The following is a 17,352-nucleotide window of genomic DNA, read 5'->3' as shown; positions in this document are numbered from 1 at the left end:
AGGGAACCAAGCACATGGCCAAGAAGCCTGACTCAGGAGCGGGAGCCGGTTATGGCGGCCGGCCCGCTCTGCGAGCACGAGGTCTCCTCCCCCCCCACCTTCTTCACCTCGATGGTGCGCGGGTCCACGGCTTCGCCCGGAGCGCCTTCCCGGTACAAGCCGCCGGGAAGGCTGTCACGGTCGTGCGACGGAAGAATCGAACCCCGCAGCCTCGGTCCCACAGCGGATGGCCTAGCCTCCCACTCCAAGACCACAGGGGGCATCATGCGGTTGAACCGCGGAAGTAGACGGCTGACGGCAGCCGTACTGACAGGCGTGCTCGGTGCGGCCCTGGTGAGCTGCGGGTCCCGGCACCCGGTCACCGCGGCCGACGGCGGGCAACCAACAGCGGCCAAAACCGACTACCCCCGGTTGGGCGACGTGCCCGAGCAGGTGGAATCGGACGGCACGAGCATTCTGGTGGGCGACCCACAGGCGCAGGTGACCGTGCACCTCTACGAAGACCCGCGCTGCCCCTACTGCAAGGAATTCGAAACCACGGGCGGCGGCCCGGTCCTGACCAAATGGGTTCTGCGGCACAAGGTCAAGGTCGAGTACACGATGGCGTCATTCCTGGACCCACGGCTGGGCGGAAACGGGTCGACGAAGGCGGTCAACGCCCTGCGCGCGGCGCTGGCGAGGGGAAAGTTCGCCGAGTACCACACCGTCCTCTACCAGAACCAGCCCTCCGAGGAGGTGGACGGCTTCACCACCGCGCGCCTGCTGCAACTGGCCAGCAAGGTGAAGGGGCTGCGGAACCCCTCCTTCGACACCGCCGTGAAGTCCATGAAGTACCAGGCCTTCGTGGACTCCGCAGAGAAGGTGTTCGCCACCGCTGGACATTACAACGGGCACGCCGGGCCCGGCACACCCACCGCCGAAGTCAACGGGTACCGCATCCCCGTCAAATACAGCGGACTCCTCTACAAGGCCGACCTCTTCGACCAGTACCTCGCAAAGGTGATCAGCGCAGCAACATGAGGCGAGATCTGCCGGAGGCTTCCGGGGCCCGACCGCCCACCAGCCAGCCATGCTCTTTCCCCACTGTCACGAGGAAGGGCTGTCTTGAGCAGCTGTAGTGACGCCGACCCCTTCGGCAATCTGATGGACGGTGAGTTCACCTGCGTTGTATCGGGCATCCGCTCCGTCGCTCGTGCCGGCCTGGGGCAACACGGTCAAGCCGAGACGTTGCGCCTGAAGCAGACCGACGGGATGCAGCACAATTCGCACCGCATGGCGTCATGCGCTGCCAGACTATGCACCGGTGATCCCCTGTCACCCTGTGCTGAGCTCTTGGAGGCAGAGTGGATCACGAGCGGTACATCCCCGATCCGAATCAGATCCTGCACCCTGGCCAGGGGACGACGGAGTACTACAACGACGCCAACGGCGCCGTCTACAGCCGTAAGACGCACGACGGGCACGGCAACACCTACACGCACAACGAACAGCTCGGTCCGCAGGAGCGATACGGTTACACCTACTACACCGGATCACCCCCTACCGCCAGCGCCGGACCACACGCGCCCACCAACCAGTGGGCCATCGCCGAGCCGCTGGGCCCGCCATTCGAGCCCGTAGCTTCCGGTCCGGCGTATTCGCAGTTCGGTGCAGCTGACCGTTCCGATCATGATGACAGTGGAGAAGGTGCCGTCATCGCCGTGGCCCTGCTGGCAGCCGCGATGGCTCTGCCCGCTGTAGTGGGGTATTTCCTGCGCCGCCGGGCTGCCGACCGGCATGCGAACGCCGATCTGGGCTGGATGTTCATCGCCCTCGAACCCGCGTGGATAGCCTGGCTGTGGCACTGGCTGAGCGCTGGCAACGGCGCAGCAGCCTCCGTGTGGCCCGCTACTCTGCTCACCATTGTCCCGCCCGTCTGGTTGGCGCTCCGCAGCTACCAGCGCCGCGCCGGCCTCACCAGGTAGAGCACAGGACACAACGCTTGGGACGCGCCCGGAGCCAGGCTCGCGAAGGAAACCCAGTCGACCGGCGAGCCCTACGTCACGATGGCCTGGGGCGGTGCACCTGTGCGGGAGCCTTCGTCCGCTCGGTGGCCTTGCAGAGGTGGCGGTAGACGGTGGGGCGAGCGACGCCGAACTCGTCGGTGATCTGGGGACGGTAAGGGGCTCCGCTTGCTGCCGCGACGCCGGCAAGGGCGACCGAGGCGGGACGGTCAAGAGCAGGTGGTCAGGGGGCTGATGGGTCGAGCCTGATCAAACTGCCAGGTTCGGGAAGGTGCATCCAACCCTCCACGGCGGCAGCCCGGTCCTCCTGTTCGCCTCGAGGCTTGGATGTCAGGCCCAGGACTGCGGCCCGGGCGACGAGGGCGGCGATCAGCGCATCGAAGGCGTGCTCATTCTTCTCGTACATCTGCTGGGTGCCGGGTTCGAACCGTAGCCATGGGGCTGCCTTGAGCAGTGCCTCTGTGGAGCGCGTACCGTCCAGGCGCCATACGGCGCGGGCGCCGGCCGGATACACCTCCACCACCGGTCCGGCGCCGGTCCGGTCAACGGGGTGGCCTCCAAGGGCAAGTTGGTCAGCAAGGTAGGCCCAGCGCGCTGCGGTCGCCCCCAGTTTGTCCATCGACACCGAGAGCGGACCGCGCCCGACCAAAGGCCGGAGCACCGCATCCGCGGCCCGGTCAGTCGTCCGCAACCGCAGCCGGGCATAGTGCTCTGCCCGACCCGTGCGCCCCGGCCACGGCTGGTGGCCCGCGTGCGCCGCCACGGCTTCGACGAACGCCGCCGGCCAGCCAAACGGGCAGTCGACCCCCGCGCGCTCGCCCGGCGCGAGACCTGAAAGCAGTTCCAGCAGATCCTCGTCCCCGCACCCGACCGTCGGAGTCATCGCCTCTGCCCCGTCCGGGCCCCAGCAGACCGCTGTAGCCGCTGTGGAGCGCGACCCCACCGCCAGATCGACACCGATGGTGCGCTCCACCTGTTCTTCCCCCTGTAGGCGCTGCAGGTCTCTCGTCGAAGACAGTCAGACTATGCCTGCAGTGGACGTCTGCCTCCCTCCGTCCGCACCCGCCGCCCCGCGCACAGCGCAGATCTGCCGCAGCCACCCGGTCCCCCTCGCCTACGGCGGAGCAGCCAGTCGAGGACCGCGCCGAAACGGCGCCCCGGTCTGTACCCGGCAGCGCCGGCCGGCCTGCGGCAACCGCCGGCACACCGGGGAGAGATCGGGCTGCTGCCCCCCATGCCCGGCGCGGCAATGCCGTTGCTTTAGTGGTCGTGCCACCGGTTGTTCAAGGTCACGGCGACCGGTGGGCGACGGCTGCTGGAGGGTTCGCCTGGGGCTTTGCTGGTGTAGCCGGTGACGCAGGAACGGATCTTGCGAGGGCAGTCACGGGATCTTCGGCGGGGCAGCAGACTACGACCGATTTCGGAGAGTCCCAGGCGTCGGTCCCGCTTGCGGGCTGAGGGGGGAAAAGCCGCTCGGTGAGATCACCGAGCGGCGGACGACGTGCAGGGCCCGGGTGAACGAGGTCCGCTCGGCGATGCTGCGGTGCAGGCGGGCGGCCTCCTCCAGCAGATCCCGGGTGGCATGGTGCACGATCAAGTGCGCATAGATCTCCTGCCGCACGCCGTCCGGTGTCTGCGACCTGAGCACCGGCCGCCCGCGTTGGTGGGTCTTGATCTCGTCGAAGACGAGCTCGATCTCCCAGCGCCGGGCGTAGAGGACGGCGAGTTCTTCGGCGGGGTACTTCTCGTGGTCGGTCAGACTGGTGATGAGCCGGACGATGTCGGCCTGCCCGTCGACGCGGTACTCGATCACCCGGACCAGCGCCGGCGGCGCCTTGACGGTTCCGGCCGCCTTGCTGTGTTTGTTCGCCTCGATCCGGGCGAGGTAGCTGCCGTCGGGCAGGACGTCCTGGACGCGGCGGGCTTTGCGTCGTTCGATGCGCCACAGCAGGTGTGTTCCCTGGTCCCGGAGCCGGTGCCAGCGGGCCAGACCCCGCAGTCCCCGGTCGGCCAGCAACAGCGTGCCCGTCCCGGCATGAGCGTCCAGGGCGTCGGAGACGATGCGCTCGGAATCCTTGAAACCGCCGATCGCGGCGTCCAGGACGGCGTGAGAAGAACACTCGGCCACCGCGACCACTCTGGCCTGCGGATAGCCCATGGGACTGCGCTGGGATCCGGACTTGCCGAAAGCGTCGTTGTTGCCCGCGGAGTCGGGCACGGCCAGCAGTATCCCGTCCAGGGCCAGCACCCGCAGCCCTCGGAACAGCTCGCCGTCCGCGCCGAGCGGCCGGGCCACGGACCGGAACAGTTCCCGCATCACCGGCCAGCCGAGTCGCTGCCAGGCCCTGGTCAGCGACGACTTGTTCACCCCGGACCAGGACCGCAATCCCTTGTCGCCGGTCTTCACCAGCTTCAGGACCTCCAGGTAGTCGGCCTGCGGGAACAAGCACATCGCCAGGACGAAATACACCGTGAACCGGGCGGACAACAGACGCCGACGCTTCTCCGAACGCCCCGCGTCACCCACCACCCGGTCCACCAGCTCAGGCGGACACGACCGGGTCAGGACTCCCAACCCCAGTCGCTCAAGTCGCGATATCAGCACACGACTTCAACCACTCGACCCTCGCAAAAGCAACGGCATTGTCATCCGTTCGACAGGGGGGAACAGTCATGCCGGGCCCGGAGGCCAGCGGTCCCATTGCGGAACCGCGAAGAAGATAACGGGGGATGCCTGGCGGGCTGTCGGGTCGGTGAGCGCTAAACGGTCTGCCGGGTGACCTTGCAGGTCCTGATGTCGGTTCGGTGGCGCAGGATTTTCACGGCCTGGACAGCGTGGGGAAAGTCCAGGCCGAGGTCGGTGACCGTCAAGGCCTGGTCGCCCTCGTTTCCTTGCGGCCGTGCCCCGTCTCGCGGTCGTAGCGCCGGGCCGTGGCATGTTTCCACGGCAGTGCCCTCAACTGCCGCAACAGCCCGGGCTGGTTGGCCTTGACCACCAGGAACCGGGCATGGGCGCGCTGGATGTGCAGCGCGTCGGCGGTCGCCGTCACTCCGGCCAGGTCGAACGGCTCCAGCAGGGCGGCGAAACAGGTGATCTCGTTGGTCTTGTCCGGCACCCGCAACTGGGTGACCGTTTGCCCGGCACCGGTCATCGCGGCCAGCAGGTGCGCGGCCGGGCTGGTGACGGTGCGCGAGCCCCGGGCGCTCTTGCCGTCCACCGCGAGGGTGCCGGCCCCGGCTGGATCGGTGCCGAGCAGATCGGCGAGCCCGCCCGGGCAGACCGCGTTCAGGATGCGGCGCACGGTCGCCGCGCTCCGTGCGATGCGGACGCTGAACACCGTGGCGACGCGGCACCGAGCCGGGCGAGGGTTGTCTGCGGGGCTGCCTTGGCCAACTGTCCGATCGCCGTGAACGAGCGGGCTCCGGCCAGTACGGCGGAGCAGGCGACCAGCAGAACGCTCACGAACGAGTGACGCCTCCCGCGCCGGTGGCGCGGATCGGCCAGCGTGACCAGCCGCCGCGACAGACGTGGATGCGCGCGGTGCTGACGCGAGGGCGACTTGGGAAGGTCACCTGCACAACGGGGCTTCGCTGCATACGTCGCGCGCCCACCGATCATCGTCACACCGCCGTGACCTGCACACCTACGAGACCATCTCGATTTTGAAATCGCCCTGGTGACTGCCGCGTGGGCGGAAGCCGAACAGATCGGAGCCGCCCGCGAAGCCGGCCAGGAGCCACATAATGGCGAGCCTCATTCCGCTGCGCGGGAGACCGTGTTCGCGGGCGGGACCGGTACACCGGAAAATCCGAGCGACCCCATCCCGATATGCCAAGCGATGGCTTGGAGCGACTGGCCGCCGAAATGAGGACGGGGTCACAACAACCTGCGGAGAGCCTATACTCGACCGTCACGCGGTCCAGTAGACGGTGACACTGGTGATCGTGCCGTAGCCGGCGCAACTTCCGAAGAAGTAGTACGTCTCAGGATAGTACGTCGGAGTGAGAAGCGGACCGACGATCTTGGTACCGCTAGAGCAGTATGTTATCGATCCGCCGTTGCCTGAGGGGATGGTGCAGTTGGCCCCCCACGAGACGCCATTGCTCTTGTAGTTGGCACAGGGCGTCGTGACGATGTTCGGGGTGACGGTGTCGGCGCTCTGACCAGCGGCCGAAGCTGTGCCGACGGCGACACTGCCGATCAGGGAGAGGGCGCCCATGGAAACAATGCCAAGCCTCTTGAGTGAACCTGCCACGGATTCTCCCCTGTTGATGTGGTCTGTGAACTGGATCAAGTTCGCGCGCTGGGCGCGGACCTGACATGCAGTAGCAAGGTTGTCAGCGGTAATGCAACATGCCCATGCTTTTTCGGCTGGCCTTAAATGCCCAGGTCATCGCTCGGAGTTCGATACTCCAGTTCTCATTCATGCGCTTCGCCTCTGGTCGAGCGCACGACGAATTCCCTGCTGGGACCGAGGGTCTCTGCGCAGGGTCATTGCATGATCGAGATCTGTCTGGGTTCGTCACGTGAGACCGAGGGCTCGCAGGGGCCGGTGGTAGTCGCGGCCGGTGTGGCGGAAGGCGGCGGCGATGTTGGTCTGGCCGTCCTGACGGAAGACGCTGATGGCGAGGTTGCACAGGGAGGCCACGGCGCGGGGCAGGGTGCCGGTGCAGACTTTGCGTCCTCGCGGAACGTGCCGTCCCGCACGTGGTGCAGGAGGTTCTCGATGCCCCAGTGGCCTCTGATCCAGGTGGCGAGTTCGGTGCAGGTGGCGTCGAAGACGCTCAGGCTGGTGATCAGGTAGACGCGCTCGATGGTCAGCTTCCCGGTGCTCAAGTCGCGTCGCCACCGTACGACTTGGATCGCCTGGCGGGCGCCGGGGTAGTCGAGGTGGCTGAACGCGGCAACCTTGAGCCGGCGGATCTCCTCGCGGTGGTGGGCGTGGTCGCGGGTGCGGTGCCCGAGTCGCACGCGAGAGCCCAGCATAAAAACACTCCGGGCCCCGGAGAATCAGTCGAGACATCCCTGGGGCCCGATGCACGGAGCCGCACTGTTCAGGAGGGACGCTGGAATCCAGAGCGCCATCCGACGGATAGTCCCCAGTGGACTCCAGGGCTGGCCGTAACCGTGATTTTGACCTGTTGCTTGCTGCTGCCCAAGCCGATTTCGTTGTAGGTCGTCGAGGGTGTGGCCGCGCACGGGATGGTGTAGGTGGCCAGTTTCCCGATTACTATGGTCGTTTTCCCCTCGCCGGTGCATTCGGTCGCCACAGCAACAGTCCCCGCCTTGATGTTCCCGATCACGGCCACCTCTTCCGACCCTGTCCTGTTCGCCAGACGGATGAGGGCCTTGGCCGAACCGGAGATGTCGGGCGGAGTCTTCGTCAGATCAATGACAGAAGAACGAGGGGAAGGCGATGCTGAGGCTGTCGGGGTTTTGCGCGGTGAGCTCTGACCGTTGTGCGCTGTGCAGCCCACGATGAGGGGAACGCTCGCCGCGAAGGCGATCGTCACTACCGCACGGACCTTGGTCAGCTTAGCCATGTGTACCAGCCGACGGTGTAAGGCGTGTACGAGACGATTGTCGAAGCCTTGGAGCTCTCGCAGTTGCTGTACACGTAGTAGCTGGTGCCGGTGACACGTCGTCGCCAAACGCCGTACTTGGCGTTGAGGGTCTTGTGCGCCGGGATGGCGGAGGTTACCGAGTTGCCCAGTTTCGCGGTCAGTGATGCTGACAGGTTGACGCCGAAGGTGGCTTCCTGGCGTGAGACGAGCTCACTGAGCGTGACCTTCAGCGAGCCGCTGAAGCTGATGCCGACGGTTCCTGACGCCTCGGCCGAGAACGTGGCGCTCTGCTTGAGGGGGCTGTTGTTGAAGTTGGATTGGGTGGCGCCGATGCCTTGAATATATCTGCCTCCGAGGTGAGTGGGCCGGTAGACACCGCCCGAGTCGCAGAACCGACCGGCGGGCACATTGCCGGTCGGGGTGTCCGTGGGGGCCGCCGGCTCGGACGTGACGGCCGCAGGGTCCGTCGGCGCGTCGGTCAGGTCCGTCTCCGCGGGATCGACCGGCGGCAGCGTGCTCAGGGTGCCGCTGTCGTCGTTGCCGTCGGCGGAGAACCATCCTTGCAGGTCGACGATGAGATGGATGGTGCCACCGCTGGCGTTGTAAATGCTTACCGCGCCCTGGTCACCCGGCTGGGCGATCACGAGGTCGGTGGTCGAGGTGTTCGCCTGGAAGTTGTCCACCGACGTCGTCGACGGCATTGGCTGCCCGGTCGGCCACACGCGAAGATAGCCTGAGTTCTGCTGACCGGTCGTGGTCAGGTTGAGTACGGCCGCGCCGAAGGACGTGGGGATGCCGTCGTTGCCCGCCACGGTCACGCTGACGCTGCTGTCGGCCGGGATGGCGGTGGTGGTGCGGGTGTCGAGCAGGCGGTCCTGGGTGGCGGTGAAGACCCCGTCACCGGAAGTTGCCTGGGTGAAGTAGCCGTAGACGTCGAGGATCACGTCGACCGACTGGGTGGACGACCCGTTCTTCAGAGTGATCTGGCCGTTTGCGCCTACGGGGATCACCGCGCCCTGCGACGTGGTGACGCTCTTGTAGTCGACGACCGGCTGCCCGGACGATCCTCCGGTGGCGTACGCGTACAGGGTCCCGGCGCTGCCGGGAGAGGGGACGGTGATGTTGGCATAGACCGACCCCTCGTCGGTGATGCCGTCCTTACCGTCGATCTGGACGTTCAGCGTGCCACCGGGTGCGATCTTCGCCTGTGTGGCGCCGGTGCCGTCACGGGTGTCGACGAGTCGTGACTGCGTGACGGGAACGTACCCGCCCGGGGAGGCGGTGCCGCCGTCGGAGGTGAAATAGCCGTTGACGCTCACGATGAGGTCGACGGTGCCGCTGGAGTTGTAGGCGTCGATCTTCCCGTCCGAACCGACTGCCACGATGGCCGAGTTGCTTGCGTCCGCGCTGCTGGAGAAGTTGATGACGGACGCCGGGTTGGGCCTGGTGGTGCCGTCGGGCCACAGCTCCAGGTAGCTGCCGGACGAGGTGGCGTTGGCCGCGGTGATGTCCAGCGACACGGCCGACACACCGGAACTGGGGATGCCGCCCTGCCCCAGTACCTGGAAGGCGGCGGTCGAAGCCGCACCGAGCGCGCTGCCGACGCCGAGCGCCGAGCGCGTGTCGACGATTTTGGCAGAGGGCGAGATAGCGGAGAAGTTCCCGCTCGTAGTGGTGGCACCTGCCTGGGCGATGCTGGTCAGGCCGAAGCCGGCAAGGACCGTGAAGAAGACGACGGCCAGGGACAGACGTCTATGTCTTGTACGTCTCGCTTGCAACATATGTGAACCCCCCTATATTTCATGGAATTCACTCCCTGATGGGAGGCATGTCCATGTCGGAGGATCGTAAAGATCACTTACTTAAACAAACAACGATCCTTGACTAAAGGAAGCATAAAGAAGATGAGGGCTGATGGGTGCTGACCTGCACGAATCCATCGCCTGATCATCCCTGGCACCTCGTCAATAATTAGCGCAGAACCAGCAGTTCACCACCTACTGGTATTCCGTTAAACCCGGCGGTAGAGATCAAGGGGTCTTCCGGCGGTGACGGCGTCGAGGAGGGCTTGGAGTTCGGGTGGCGGGTCTTGGTCGGTCCAGGCCCGCCACCAGTGGGCCAGGTTGATCGCCGGGGTGAGCCAGGAGCGGACGGCGCGTAAGGCCCTGGGCCGGCAGGGCGGTTGGGGCTGGTGGGGCATGCCGGGTCCCCCTCTCTGCCCTCTCGTCGGGGCAGGACTCTGGTGCGGTGGTGTCCAGCGGTACGGGCGGCGCGAACCACTGGTCCCAGCAGAAGGAGAACGCGCAGTTGACCAGGGTCTGGTGACGGTGGATGGCCTTCGCGGAGCGGACCTGGAAGTCGGCCCAGCCGAGCTCGTCCTTGATCTGTTTGTAGCTCTGCTCGATCCATGGCCGCAGCCCGTAGACCCGGACGATCTCAGCGAGGTCGGCGGGCGAATGCGTGCTGGTGGCGGCGTGCGGAGCGTCGGGATGGGGCAGGTTGGTGGTCAGATACCAGGTGGCCTTCTCCGGCAGGGTGCCCGGGTCGCTGGTGGCCACGACCAGGCGGCAGGTGCTGTTCGGGCCGTAGCCGCCCAGCGTCGCATCGGCGGCCCACCAGGTCTCGGTGTGCCCGTCGCGGAAGCGGCGCGCGATGGGCCTCCAGTCGCTTGGATTCTCGGGATCGGTGCCGGTCAGGGCGCGGGCGGCGTCGATCGGGGTGTGCGGCTCGTCGGCGGGTGCCCAGCTGCCGCGGTGCGGCCGCAGTGCCACCACGTAGGGAAGGCCGGCCTCGCGCAGTGCCAGGTACCAGTCGTCACTGACCGGGTAGGCGCAGTCGGCCACCACGGCCCGGCACGCGAAGCCCGCCTGCTTGCCTTGGGCCGCGAGAGCGGCCGAGATCTGCGGCTTGGTACGGAAGTCGGGGTCGGCCCGGCCGCGGGCGAAGTGGTGGGCCGGGGTGTAGGGCTGCGCGTGCAGCGGGTAGTGGATCCGCCCGTCGGTCCACACCCTGGTGACCGTGACGATCCCGTTGTCGGTCTTGCCCAGCCGGCCCAGCCACTGCCGGCCCACGTGCGCGGTGGCGGTGCCGTCCTTGCGGTCGCCGGAATCATCGATGACCAGCACCCCTCTGATCGTGTGGGGCGGTGGCCGGATCGGCGCGCATCAACTGCAGACGCCGGTCGTTGACCTTCACATCGTCCCAACTGGACTCCGACAGGAAGAACTGCAGTCGCTGCACGGCCGCGTCCTTCGAGCCGGTCACCGGCTCGGCTCCGGCCAGACAGGTCAGAGTCTTGTTGCGGTCGCGCGGCGCCAACAGGGCAGCGAGGTACTCGCGCAGGCCGCGCCGCTGGGCGAGCGAGACCAGCAGGTCATCAAAGCGGGCCGCGTACTCCTCCAGCGGGCCCGGAGCGGGCGGGCAGGCACGTCGCTCGGTCATCGCTCCTCCCTGAGAACGGTCTCCTTCCGCTCTACGAGCACTCCGAGGAGCCGTCAAGTCCCGCTACCGCCGGGTTTAACGGACTACCGGTAGGTGGTGAACTGCTGCCGGGTCCCCCGCAACAGATACCCCTGCATCCGACCACGCGCCTGCCCGATCTACCAGGCCTCTGGCTGCATCAACTAGGCTGTTACTGATCGTGTGGCCTGTGTCCGTGTTCCGGGAGCAAGGTCCCTTGACCACTTTTGAAGGCGCCTGGAGGCAGCCGTGACCGCCGGACTTCCTGACTGGATGATCCCGCCCAGGCCGAGTGGTTGGGAGGCGGAGGACCTTGACCATCTTCCGCAGGCGCCGCGGCACACTGAACTCATCGACGGAGCATTGATCTTCATGATGTCGCCGCAGCGGTCCTGGCATTCCCGGCTCGTGGAGAGTCTCACGTTCGGCTTGCGACAGGCAGCTCCCGCGGGCTTCGAGGCGGAGCGGGAGATGACGGTCCGCCTGGACAGGAAGAGCCGGCCTGAGCCCGACATCCTTGTCTCCACCGCCGCATATGATCCTGACCGCACGTGGTACGCGCCCGAGGATGTCGCTTTGGTCGTCGAGGTCGTCTCGGAGGAGTCGGCGGACCGTGACCGGTCTCTGAAACCCTTCAAGTATGGCCAGGCCAAGATCCCCCACTTCTGGCGTATCGAGGACGAGGCGGGCGCCCCCACTGTCCACACATACGAGCTCGATGCCATGACCAGTACCTATGTGCCCACAGGCATCCACCGAGGTCGGCTGAAGGTCTCTGTTCCCTTCCCGATGGATATCGATCTCGACGCGCTCGTACCGTGACCCAGAGGGGCGGTGGGCCGGCGCCCGCCGCAGCAGGCCACCACTACTGTCGTGGTGCCCGCGCAGCTGGCCATGGCGATGCGGCGCATCGTGGCCTTGGGCGGTCTGTCCGTCGCTGTTTCGGTGGTCGGGGACATCGTCGTCTCCTGCTCAGCGGCACGCCCGGCACCTGGGTGGTCGGGGCTGAGGGGTGGCGAGCAGTGTGAGCCCGCGTTCTCGCACCCGGGAACCTTCCAAAGTGGGTCGCAGGCGTGGGCATCCCCTTTAGGGGGCGCCACCGCGCAGGCAGGACGGAAGCCCTGCGGATCCAGCGGATCGCGGTCTGCTGAAGCAGTCAGCCGGCCAGCCGTTCCACGAGAAGGAACCCGCCGATGACCATCATCATGACGCCGCTGACGCGGGTGACGGCGCGCGCCGCCGTCGGCCGGCTCTGCAGCACGGTGCGGGAGAACATCCCGACGGCGAGGTAGACGACGGCGCAGAGCGCCATGTGCAACACGCCGAGCATGCCGGTCTGAACGGCGACGGGCAGGCCCGCCGCAGGGTCGATGAACTGGGGGAACAGGGAGAAGTACAGCAGCAGCGCCTTGGGGTTCAGGCCGCTGATACCGGCGCCCTTCAGCATGATCCGACGACGGGAGGTGGCCATGGCCTCCGTGGAGGTGCCCAGGGTGACCGGCGACCTCAGGACCGTCCAGCCGAGCCACATCAAATAGGCGGCGCCGAGGGCCGTCAGCACGGTGAGCAGAGTCGCGGAACTCGCGACGATCACCACGAGGCCGGCCACGGCGAGCAGGGTGTATCCGGCATACCCCGCCACCAGCCCCGCCACCGCGGGGACGACCGACCGCCCCCGCAACCCGGCCGAGATCGCGTAGGCCCAGTCCGCCCCGGGACTGAACACCAGAAGCAGATCCACGGCCAGGAAAGCCATCAACATGCTTGCAGTCATGATCACTTGCTCTTTCTTCCACCCACTTTTACCGGAGGAAGATTAGCCGGAGACTGCCGAAACATGTTTCCGTATCTACCCTTGTTCGCAGGATCGATGAGCATAATTTCCTCATGGATGACTTAGATCGGAAGATTCTTACCGAGCTACAGCAGGACGGCCGACTGACCGTGACCGAACTGGCCGCGCGCGTGAGCCTGAGTGTCTCCCCGTGCCACCGACGCCTGCGCGACCTGGAACGGTCGGGCGCCATCCGGAGCTACCGCGCGATCGTGGACCGAGGCGCCGTGGGCCTGGATTTCGAGGCCTTGGTCTTCGCCACGCTGCGCTGGGAGGATCCCGACACCGTCACCGCCTTCGAGAAGGCTGTCGCCGCCGTACCGCACGTGATCCAGGCCGAGCGCCTGTTCGGTGAGCCCGACTATCTCCTGCGGGTGGTGGCGGCCGACCTCGCAGCATTCCAACAGCTCTACGACCAGAGTCTCGCGACCCTGCCCGGAGTCCAGCGACTCACGTCCACCCTGGTCATGAAGCACGTCGTGAACGACCGCCCGCTGCCTGAGCGCTAGTACCGCAACGGCGCTTGCCGTGACTACTGGCCGGCTCAAGGGCTGTGTCCATGTCGTTGGTGGTGACTGACGCCAGCCTGGTGCCGGCGTCGGCGACGCCATGCCGACGAATGCAGGATGTGGTCGACCGGGGCGGGGCCGCGGTGGGCGAGTCGGGTGATCAGGCGTCGGACCTCGGCAAGGTCGAGGTGGACGAGCTGGGAGGATCCGTTTCTGCTCTGCCGGTGTCCGGTTCGCGGGCGCGCAGGACGGTGAGACAGACGTGGCGACCATGGCGAGGGTCACGTGGCGGCGCCGGTCGGGGTAGCGGCGGACCCGGTAGTCATCCGGACCGTACTCGTGCTTCGCGCTCTGGAAGCACTCCTCTGCCGCCCACTCGCTGCCCGCGATGCGGATCAACTCGTCCAGCGCGGTGTCGGCCGGGCAGTAGGCGATGCGGTAGGGAACTTCCTCGGGCCTGCTGTCACTGCGGCGGGCGAGAACCCGACGCCGGCATCCCCCCGGCGACCCGCAGCTCCGGGTCCTCCATCCGTGGCGAACAGCCTTCGCGGAGGGGAAACAAGCAGCTCACGCGAGCCTTCTCCCGCTCCGCGTTCGCCGCGCCGGCCGACTCGGCCTCCCGCACCTACTACAACAAGAAGATCACCCAGGGAAACCACCGCACCCAGGCCATCCTCTGCCTCGCCCGACGCCGAGCCGACGTGCTCTTCGCAGTGCTCCGCGACGGCGCCCGCGAGGCACTCACGGGCGGGCCTCCGCAGTGAACGCGACCGTCCGCACCGGCGATCCGAGGGCCTGACGCCCCACCTGTGACCGCACGAGCCGGTCACATCGCCGTTACCCCGAGGTTACGCACCCCAGGCACCCGTCTCCGAGCTGCGGCCATCCATAGAACAGTGGAATCTCCACGGAAAAGAACATTGGACAGAAGAAGTCCGCCGGGCAGACAGTTACCGCACTTCAGGTCACGGAAGCACGCCACGGAAGAGCGGAGAGCCCCATGGCAGCCATCGAGACGCCACAGCGCATCGAAGACAAGACCATCCAGCCCATCCCCCTGAACCAGCGGCACGGCAAGGCCCGTGACCTGTTCACCATCTGGTTCGGCTCCAACATCATGATGCTGACGGTCGTGACCGGCGCCCTCGCAACCACCGTCTACGGGCTGCCCTTCTGGTCGGCGGCCCTCGGCATCGTCGTCGGCAATCTGCTGGGTGGGGTCCTCATGGCCCTGCACTCGGCGCAGGGCCCCCGGCTCGGGGTGCCGCAGATGGTGCAGACCCGCGGCCAGTTCGGGTCGTACGGCTCGCTGCTGGTGATCACGCTGGTCATCTTCATGTACATCGGGTTCTTCGCCTCGAACCTGGTGCTGGCCGGACAGTCGCTCGCCACGCTGGGCGTACACATCAGCGTGGACGCCGGCATCGTGCTCGTCGGTGTCGTCGGGGTGATCGCGACAATCTTCGGGCACGACCTGATCCACGCCTATACCCGGGTGATGACGTATCTGTCGGGCGCGGCCCTGCTGCTCGCGTTCGTGTGGATCGTCTTCGTGCACGGACTGCCGCAGGGCTTCACCTCGCACGGCAGCGCCACGATCGCCGGGTTCCTCGGGACGGTCACCGCCGCCGCGCTGTGGCAGATCGCGTACGCCCCGTACGTGTCGGACTACTCGAGATACATGCCGGCCGACACCGGTTCCCGCCCCGCGTTCTGGGCGAGCTACGCGGGCTGTTCCCTGGGCTCGATCCTGCCCATGCTGCTCGGCGCGATGATCGGGACCGCGGTCGGTGACGACGTCATCGGCGGTCTGACCTCGCTCACCGGCGAGGTGAGCACGCTGGTGGTCGTGACCTTCTCGGTCGGCATCGCCGCCACGAACGCGATGAACCTCTACTGCGGCGTCCTGTCCACCATCACCGTCGGCCAGACCTTCGTACCGCACTGGTCGCCCGGCCGCCTCGCCCGTGCCGTGACCGCCACCGTGATGTTCCTGCTGTCCCTGGCGACCGCTCTGGCGGGCAAGGACAACTTCCTCGAACACTACGAGAACTTCATCCTGCTGCTGATGTACGTCCTGGTCCCGTGGACCGCGGTGAACCTGGTCGACTACTACCTGCTGCAGCACGGGGAGTACGACGTGGACTCATTCTTCCGCGCCGACGGCGGGATCTACGGCCGGGTCAACTGGGTCGCGGTGGCCTGCTACCTGCTCGGCGCGGCGATCCAGGTGCCGTTCGTGGCCACCACGATGTACACCGGGCCGGTCGCCGACGCCCTGGGCGGAGTGGACATCTCCTGGATCGTCGGACTGGTCGTCGTCTGTCCCGCCTACTACTTCCTGGCCCGCTCCTTCGCCGGCCGCGCCCCCGCACCGGTCCCGGCCTCCGCCGTGGCCGCCGCCCAGAAGGCCGTGGGCTGACATGACCGGGGCGGAGCAGGACCTCTTCGACTACGTGGTGGTGGGCGGCGGGACCGCCGGTGCGGTGATCGCGTCCCGGCTCAGTGAGGACCCCGCCGTCTCGGTCGGTCTCCTTGAGTGGGGACCGAGCGACCGCGAGGAACCGCGGGCCCTCCAGATCCGGCGCTGGTTCGAGATGCTGGAGGGCGAGTACGACCTCGACTACCGCAGCGTGCCCCAGCCGCACGCCAACTCGCACATCCGGCAGTCCCGCGCCCGGATCCTGGGCGGCTGCTCCACCCACAACACGATGATCGCGCTGCGGCCGCCGGCCGCGGACTTCGCCGACTGGGTCGAGCGGGGCGCGGCAGGCTGGGACGCGGAGACGCTGTTCCCGTACTACGACCGGCTGCTCACCCACATCGTGCCGGTCGCGCGGGAGCACCGTAACCCGTATCTCGCGGACGTCGTGGAGGCCGCCGCGACGACGCTCGGCGTCCCGGTCCAGGACCGGTGGAACGACCGGGCGTACGCGGACGGTGCGGGGTTCCTGGAGATCGGCTACTACCCGGAGACGGGGGTGCGGTCGTCGTCCTCCGTGGACTATCTGCATCCGGTGATGGACGGACGCCCGAACCTGACCATGCTGCTCGAAAGCCGCGTCCTGCGGATCCTGTTCACCCCGGACCGGCACGCGTACGGGGTGGATGTCCGCCGCCCCGACGGCTCGACGCACACTGTGCGGGCCCGGCGTGAAGTCGTCCTGTGCGCGGGAGCGATCGACACACCGCGGCTGCTTCTGCTGTCGGGCGTCGGTCCGGCAGAGGAACTGCGCGCGCTGGGCATCCCGGTCGTGCTGGACTCCCCGGGCGTGGGGCGCAACCTCAGTGACCATCCGGAGGGTCTGGTCGTGTGGGAGGCCACCGAGCCGATCCCCGCGACCGGGGCCACCGACTGGGACATCAGTGTCATGGCCCGGGTCGACCCGGATGCCGCCGTGCCGCAGATCCTCACCCATGTGCCCCTGATGACCTACGCGGTGCACGCCGAGCGGCTGGGCTACGAGATCCCCAAGCACACCGTCTCGATGACGCCGAACGTCGCCCGGCCGCGCAGCCGGGGCACCGTCCGGCTGGCCTCGGCCGACCCCGACGCACCGCCGCTGATCGACTACCGGTACTTCACCGACCCCGACGGCCACGACGAGCGGCTGCTGGTCGAGGGCGTCCGGCTCGCGCGGCGGATCGCGGCGGCGGCGCCCATGTCACGGTGGGTGGCCCGCGAGGTCTTCCCGGGCCCCGACGTGGTCACCCACGAGGAGATCTCCGCGCTGGCCCGAGCCGCGAGTCACACCGTCTACCACGTCTCGTGCACGGCGCGGATGGGGGCGGACGCCGACCGTGAGGCGGTGCTCGACCCGGCACTGCGGGTGCGCGGGGCGGGCGGGCTGCGGGTGGCGGACGCGTCGGCGTTCCCGTCCCTGACCACGGTCAACCCGGTGGTCGCCGTCCTGATGCTCGCCGAGCGGGCCGTCGACCTGCTGCGCGCCGGCGAGTGACGCCACGGCCGGCGCCGTCGACG

At 67.5% G+C, this 17,352-nt stretch carries 18 protein-coding genes and 2 pseudogenes; 7 read left to right on the top strand and 13 right to left on the bottom strand.

The window, feature by feature from the left end:
* Nucleotides 1–32 precede the first annotated feature (32 nt).
* Entirely contained in the window at nt 33–263 is a 231-nt protein-coding gene (locus ACIQBL_RS46870; protein WP_401955004.1) for a DUF6009 family protein, read from the bottom strand.
* Nucleotide 264: 1 nt separating this feature from the next.
* Between ACIQBL_RS46870 and ACIQBL_RS46865 the strand changes: the two genes are divergently transcribed.
* A complete protein-coding gene (locus tag ACIQBL_RS46865) occupies nt 265–1,020 on the top strand; it encodes a DsbA family protein (protein WP_401954913.1) in 756 nt (251 codons plus the stop codon).
* 323 nt (nt 1,021–1,343) lie between these two features.
* Nucleotides 1,344–1,964: a hypothetical protein gene (locus ACIQBL_RS46860; protein WP_401954911.1), complete on the top strand. Its 621-nt coding sequence runs from the start codon at nt 1,344–1,346 to the stop codon at nt 1,962–1,964.
* Between the two features lie 262 nt (nt 1,965–2,226).
* On the opposite strand, the gene ACIQBL_RS46855 is transcribed toward ACIQBL_RS46860, so the two are convergent.
* From ACIQBL_RS46855 to ACIQBL_RS46810, 10 genes are all read right to left on the bottom strand, one after another.
* Complete coding sequence (locus ACIQBL_RS46855; RefSeq protein ID WP_401954908.1) at nt 2,227–2,976, bottom strand: DUF429 domain-containing protein; 750 nt, start codon at nt 2,974–2,976, stop codon at nt 2,227–2,229.
* Nucleotides 2,977–3,411: 435 nt separating this feature from the next.
* Nucleotides 3,412–4,542, bottom strand: a complete 1,131-nt coding sequence (locus ACIQBL_RS46850) for an IS4 family transposase (RefSeq protein WP_401954906.1) — start codon at nt 4,540–4,542, stop codon at nt 3,412–3,414.
* 328 nt (nt 4,543–4,870) lie between these two features.
* Nucleotides 4,871–5,305, bottom strand: a complete 435-nt coding sequence (locus ACIQBL_RS46845; RefSeq protein ID WP_401954903.1) for a hypothetical protein — start codon at nt 5,303–5,305, stop codon at nt 4,871–4,873.
* A complete protein-coding gene (locus tag ACIQBL_RS46840; protein WP_401954900.1) occupies nt 5,290–5,622 on the bottom strand; it encodes a transposase family protein in 333 nt (110 codons plus the stop codon). The genes ACIQBL_RS46845 and ACIQBL_RS46840 overlap by 16 nt, the downstream gene beginning before the upstream one ends.
* Before the next feature lie 292 nt (nt 5,623–5,914).
* On the bottom strand, nt 5,915–6,298 hold the full coding sequence (locus tag ACIQBL_RS46835) for a hypothetical protein (protein WP_401954897.1): 384 nt from the start codon (nt 6,296–6,298) through the stop codon (nt 5,915–5,917).
* 197 nt (nt 6,299–6,495) lie between these two features.
* Nucleotides 6,496–6,975 carry a hypothetical protein gene (locus tag ACIQBL_RS46830; RefSeq protein WP_401954894.1) on the bottom strand — a complete coding sequence of 160 codons (480 nt, stop codon included), beginning with the start codon at nt 6,973–6,975 and terminating at the stop codon, nt 6,496–6,498.
* A gap of 83 nt (nt 6,976–7,058) precedes the next feature.
* Complete coding sequence (locus ACIQBL_RS46825; protein WP_401954892.1) at nt 7,059–7,547, bottom strand: hypothetical protein; 489 nt, start codon at nt 7,545–7,547, stop codon at nt 7,059–7,061.
* Nucleotides 7,535–9,349, bottom strand: coding sequence for a hypothetical protein (locus ACIQBL_RS46820; RefSeq protein ID WP_401954889.1), 1,815 nt, complete (start codon nt 9,347–9,349; stop codon nt 7,535–7,537). Before ACIQBL_RS46820 ends, ACIQBL_RS46825 begins: the two co-directional genes overlap by 13 nt.
* Nucleotides 9,350–9,598: 249 nt before the next feature.
* Entirely contained in the window at nt 9,599–10,693 is a 1,095-nt protein-coding gene (locus tag ACIQBL_RS46815) for a transposase (RefSeq protein ID WP_401954886.1), read from the bottom strand.
* Nucleotides 10,677–11,009 carry a transposase gene (locus ACIQBL_RS46810; RefSeq protein ID WP_401954883.1) on the bottom strand — a complete coding sequence of 111 codons (333 nt, stop codon included), beginning with the start codon at nt 11,007–11,009 and terminating at the stop codon, nt 10,677–10,679. The genes ACIQBL_RS46815 and ACIQBL_RS46810 overlap by 17 nt, the downstream gene beginning before the upstream one ends.
* A gap of 291 nt (nt 11,010–11,300) precedes the next feature.
* On the opposite strand from ACIQBL_RS46810, the gene ACIQBL_RS46805 reads away from it, so the two are divergent.
* Complete coding sequence (locus tag ACIQBL_RS46805; RefSeq protein ID WP_401955002.1) at nt 11,301–11,849, top strand: Uma2 family endonuclease; 549 nt, start codon at nt 11,301–11,303, stop codon at nt 11,847–11,849.
* Nucleotides 11,850–12,183: 334 nt separating this feature from the next.
* On the opposite strand, the gene ACIQBL_RS46800 is transcribed toward ACIQBL_RS46805, so the two are convergent.
* Nucleotides 12,184–12,801 (bottom strand): LysE family translocator, encoded by a 618-nt coding sequence (locus ACIQBL_RS46800; RefSeq protein ID WP_401954880.1) that lies wholly within the window; start codon nt 12,799–12,801, stop codon nt 12,184–12,186.
* A gap of 113 nt (nt 12,802–12,914) precedes the next feature.
* Between ACIQBL_RS46800 and ACIQBL_RS46795 the strand changes: the two genes are divergently transcribed.
* The gene (locus tag ACIQBL_RS46795; protein WP_401954878.1) at nt 12,915–13,370 is read left to right on the top strand and encodes an Lrp/AsnC family transcriptional regulator; all 456 of its coding nucleotides are present in this window, start codon (nt 12,915–12,917) and stop codon (nt 13,368–13,370) included.
* A gap of 160 nt (nt 13,371–13,530) precedes the next feature.
* Here the strand turns inward: ACIQBL_RS46795 and ACIQBL_RS46790 are convergent.
* Nucleotides 13,531–13,907 (bottom strand): annotated as a pseudogene (locus tag ACIQBL_RS46790) (IS701 family transposase); the annotation flags it as partial.
* Here ACIQBL_RS46790 and ACIQBL_RS46785 point away from each other — a divergent pair.
* The 3 genes and pseudogenes from ACIQBL_RS46785 to ACIQBL_RS46775 form a co-directional block, all read left to right on the top strand.
* Nucleotides 13,859–14,134: pseudogene (locus ACIQBL_RS46785) on the top strand (transposase); the annotation flags it as partial. The pseudogenes ACIQBL_RS46790 and ACIQBL_RS46785 overlap by 49 nt on opposite strands.
* A gap of 236 nt (nt 14,135–14,370) precedes the next feature.
* The gene (locus tag ACIQBL_RS46780) at nt 14,371–15,792 is read left to right on the top strand and encodes a purine-cytosine permease family protein (RefSeq protein WP_401954876.1); all 1,422 of its coding nucleotides are present in this window, start codon (nt 14,371–14,373) and stop codon (nt 15,790–15,792) included.
* 1 nt (nt 15,793) lies between these two features.
* Nucleotides 15,794–17,329 carry a GMC family oxidoreductase gene (locus tag ACIQBL_RS46775; RefSeq protein ID WP_401954873.1) on the top strand — a complete coding sequence of 512 codons (1,536 nt, stop codon included), beginning with the start codon at nt 15,794–15,796 and terminating at the stop codon, nt 17,327–17,329.
* The last annotated feature ends 23 nt before the right edge of the window (nt 17,330–17,352 follow it).

The organism is Streptomyces sp. NPDC088350 (assembly GCF_044753545.1).
Lineage (GTDB): Bacteria > Actinomycetota > Actinomycetes > Streptomycetales > Streptomycetaceae > Streptomyces.
This window is presented reverse-complemented; position numbering and strand designations above follow the sequence as displayed.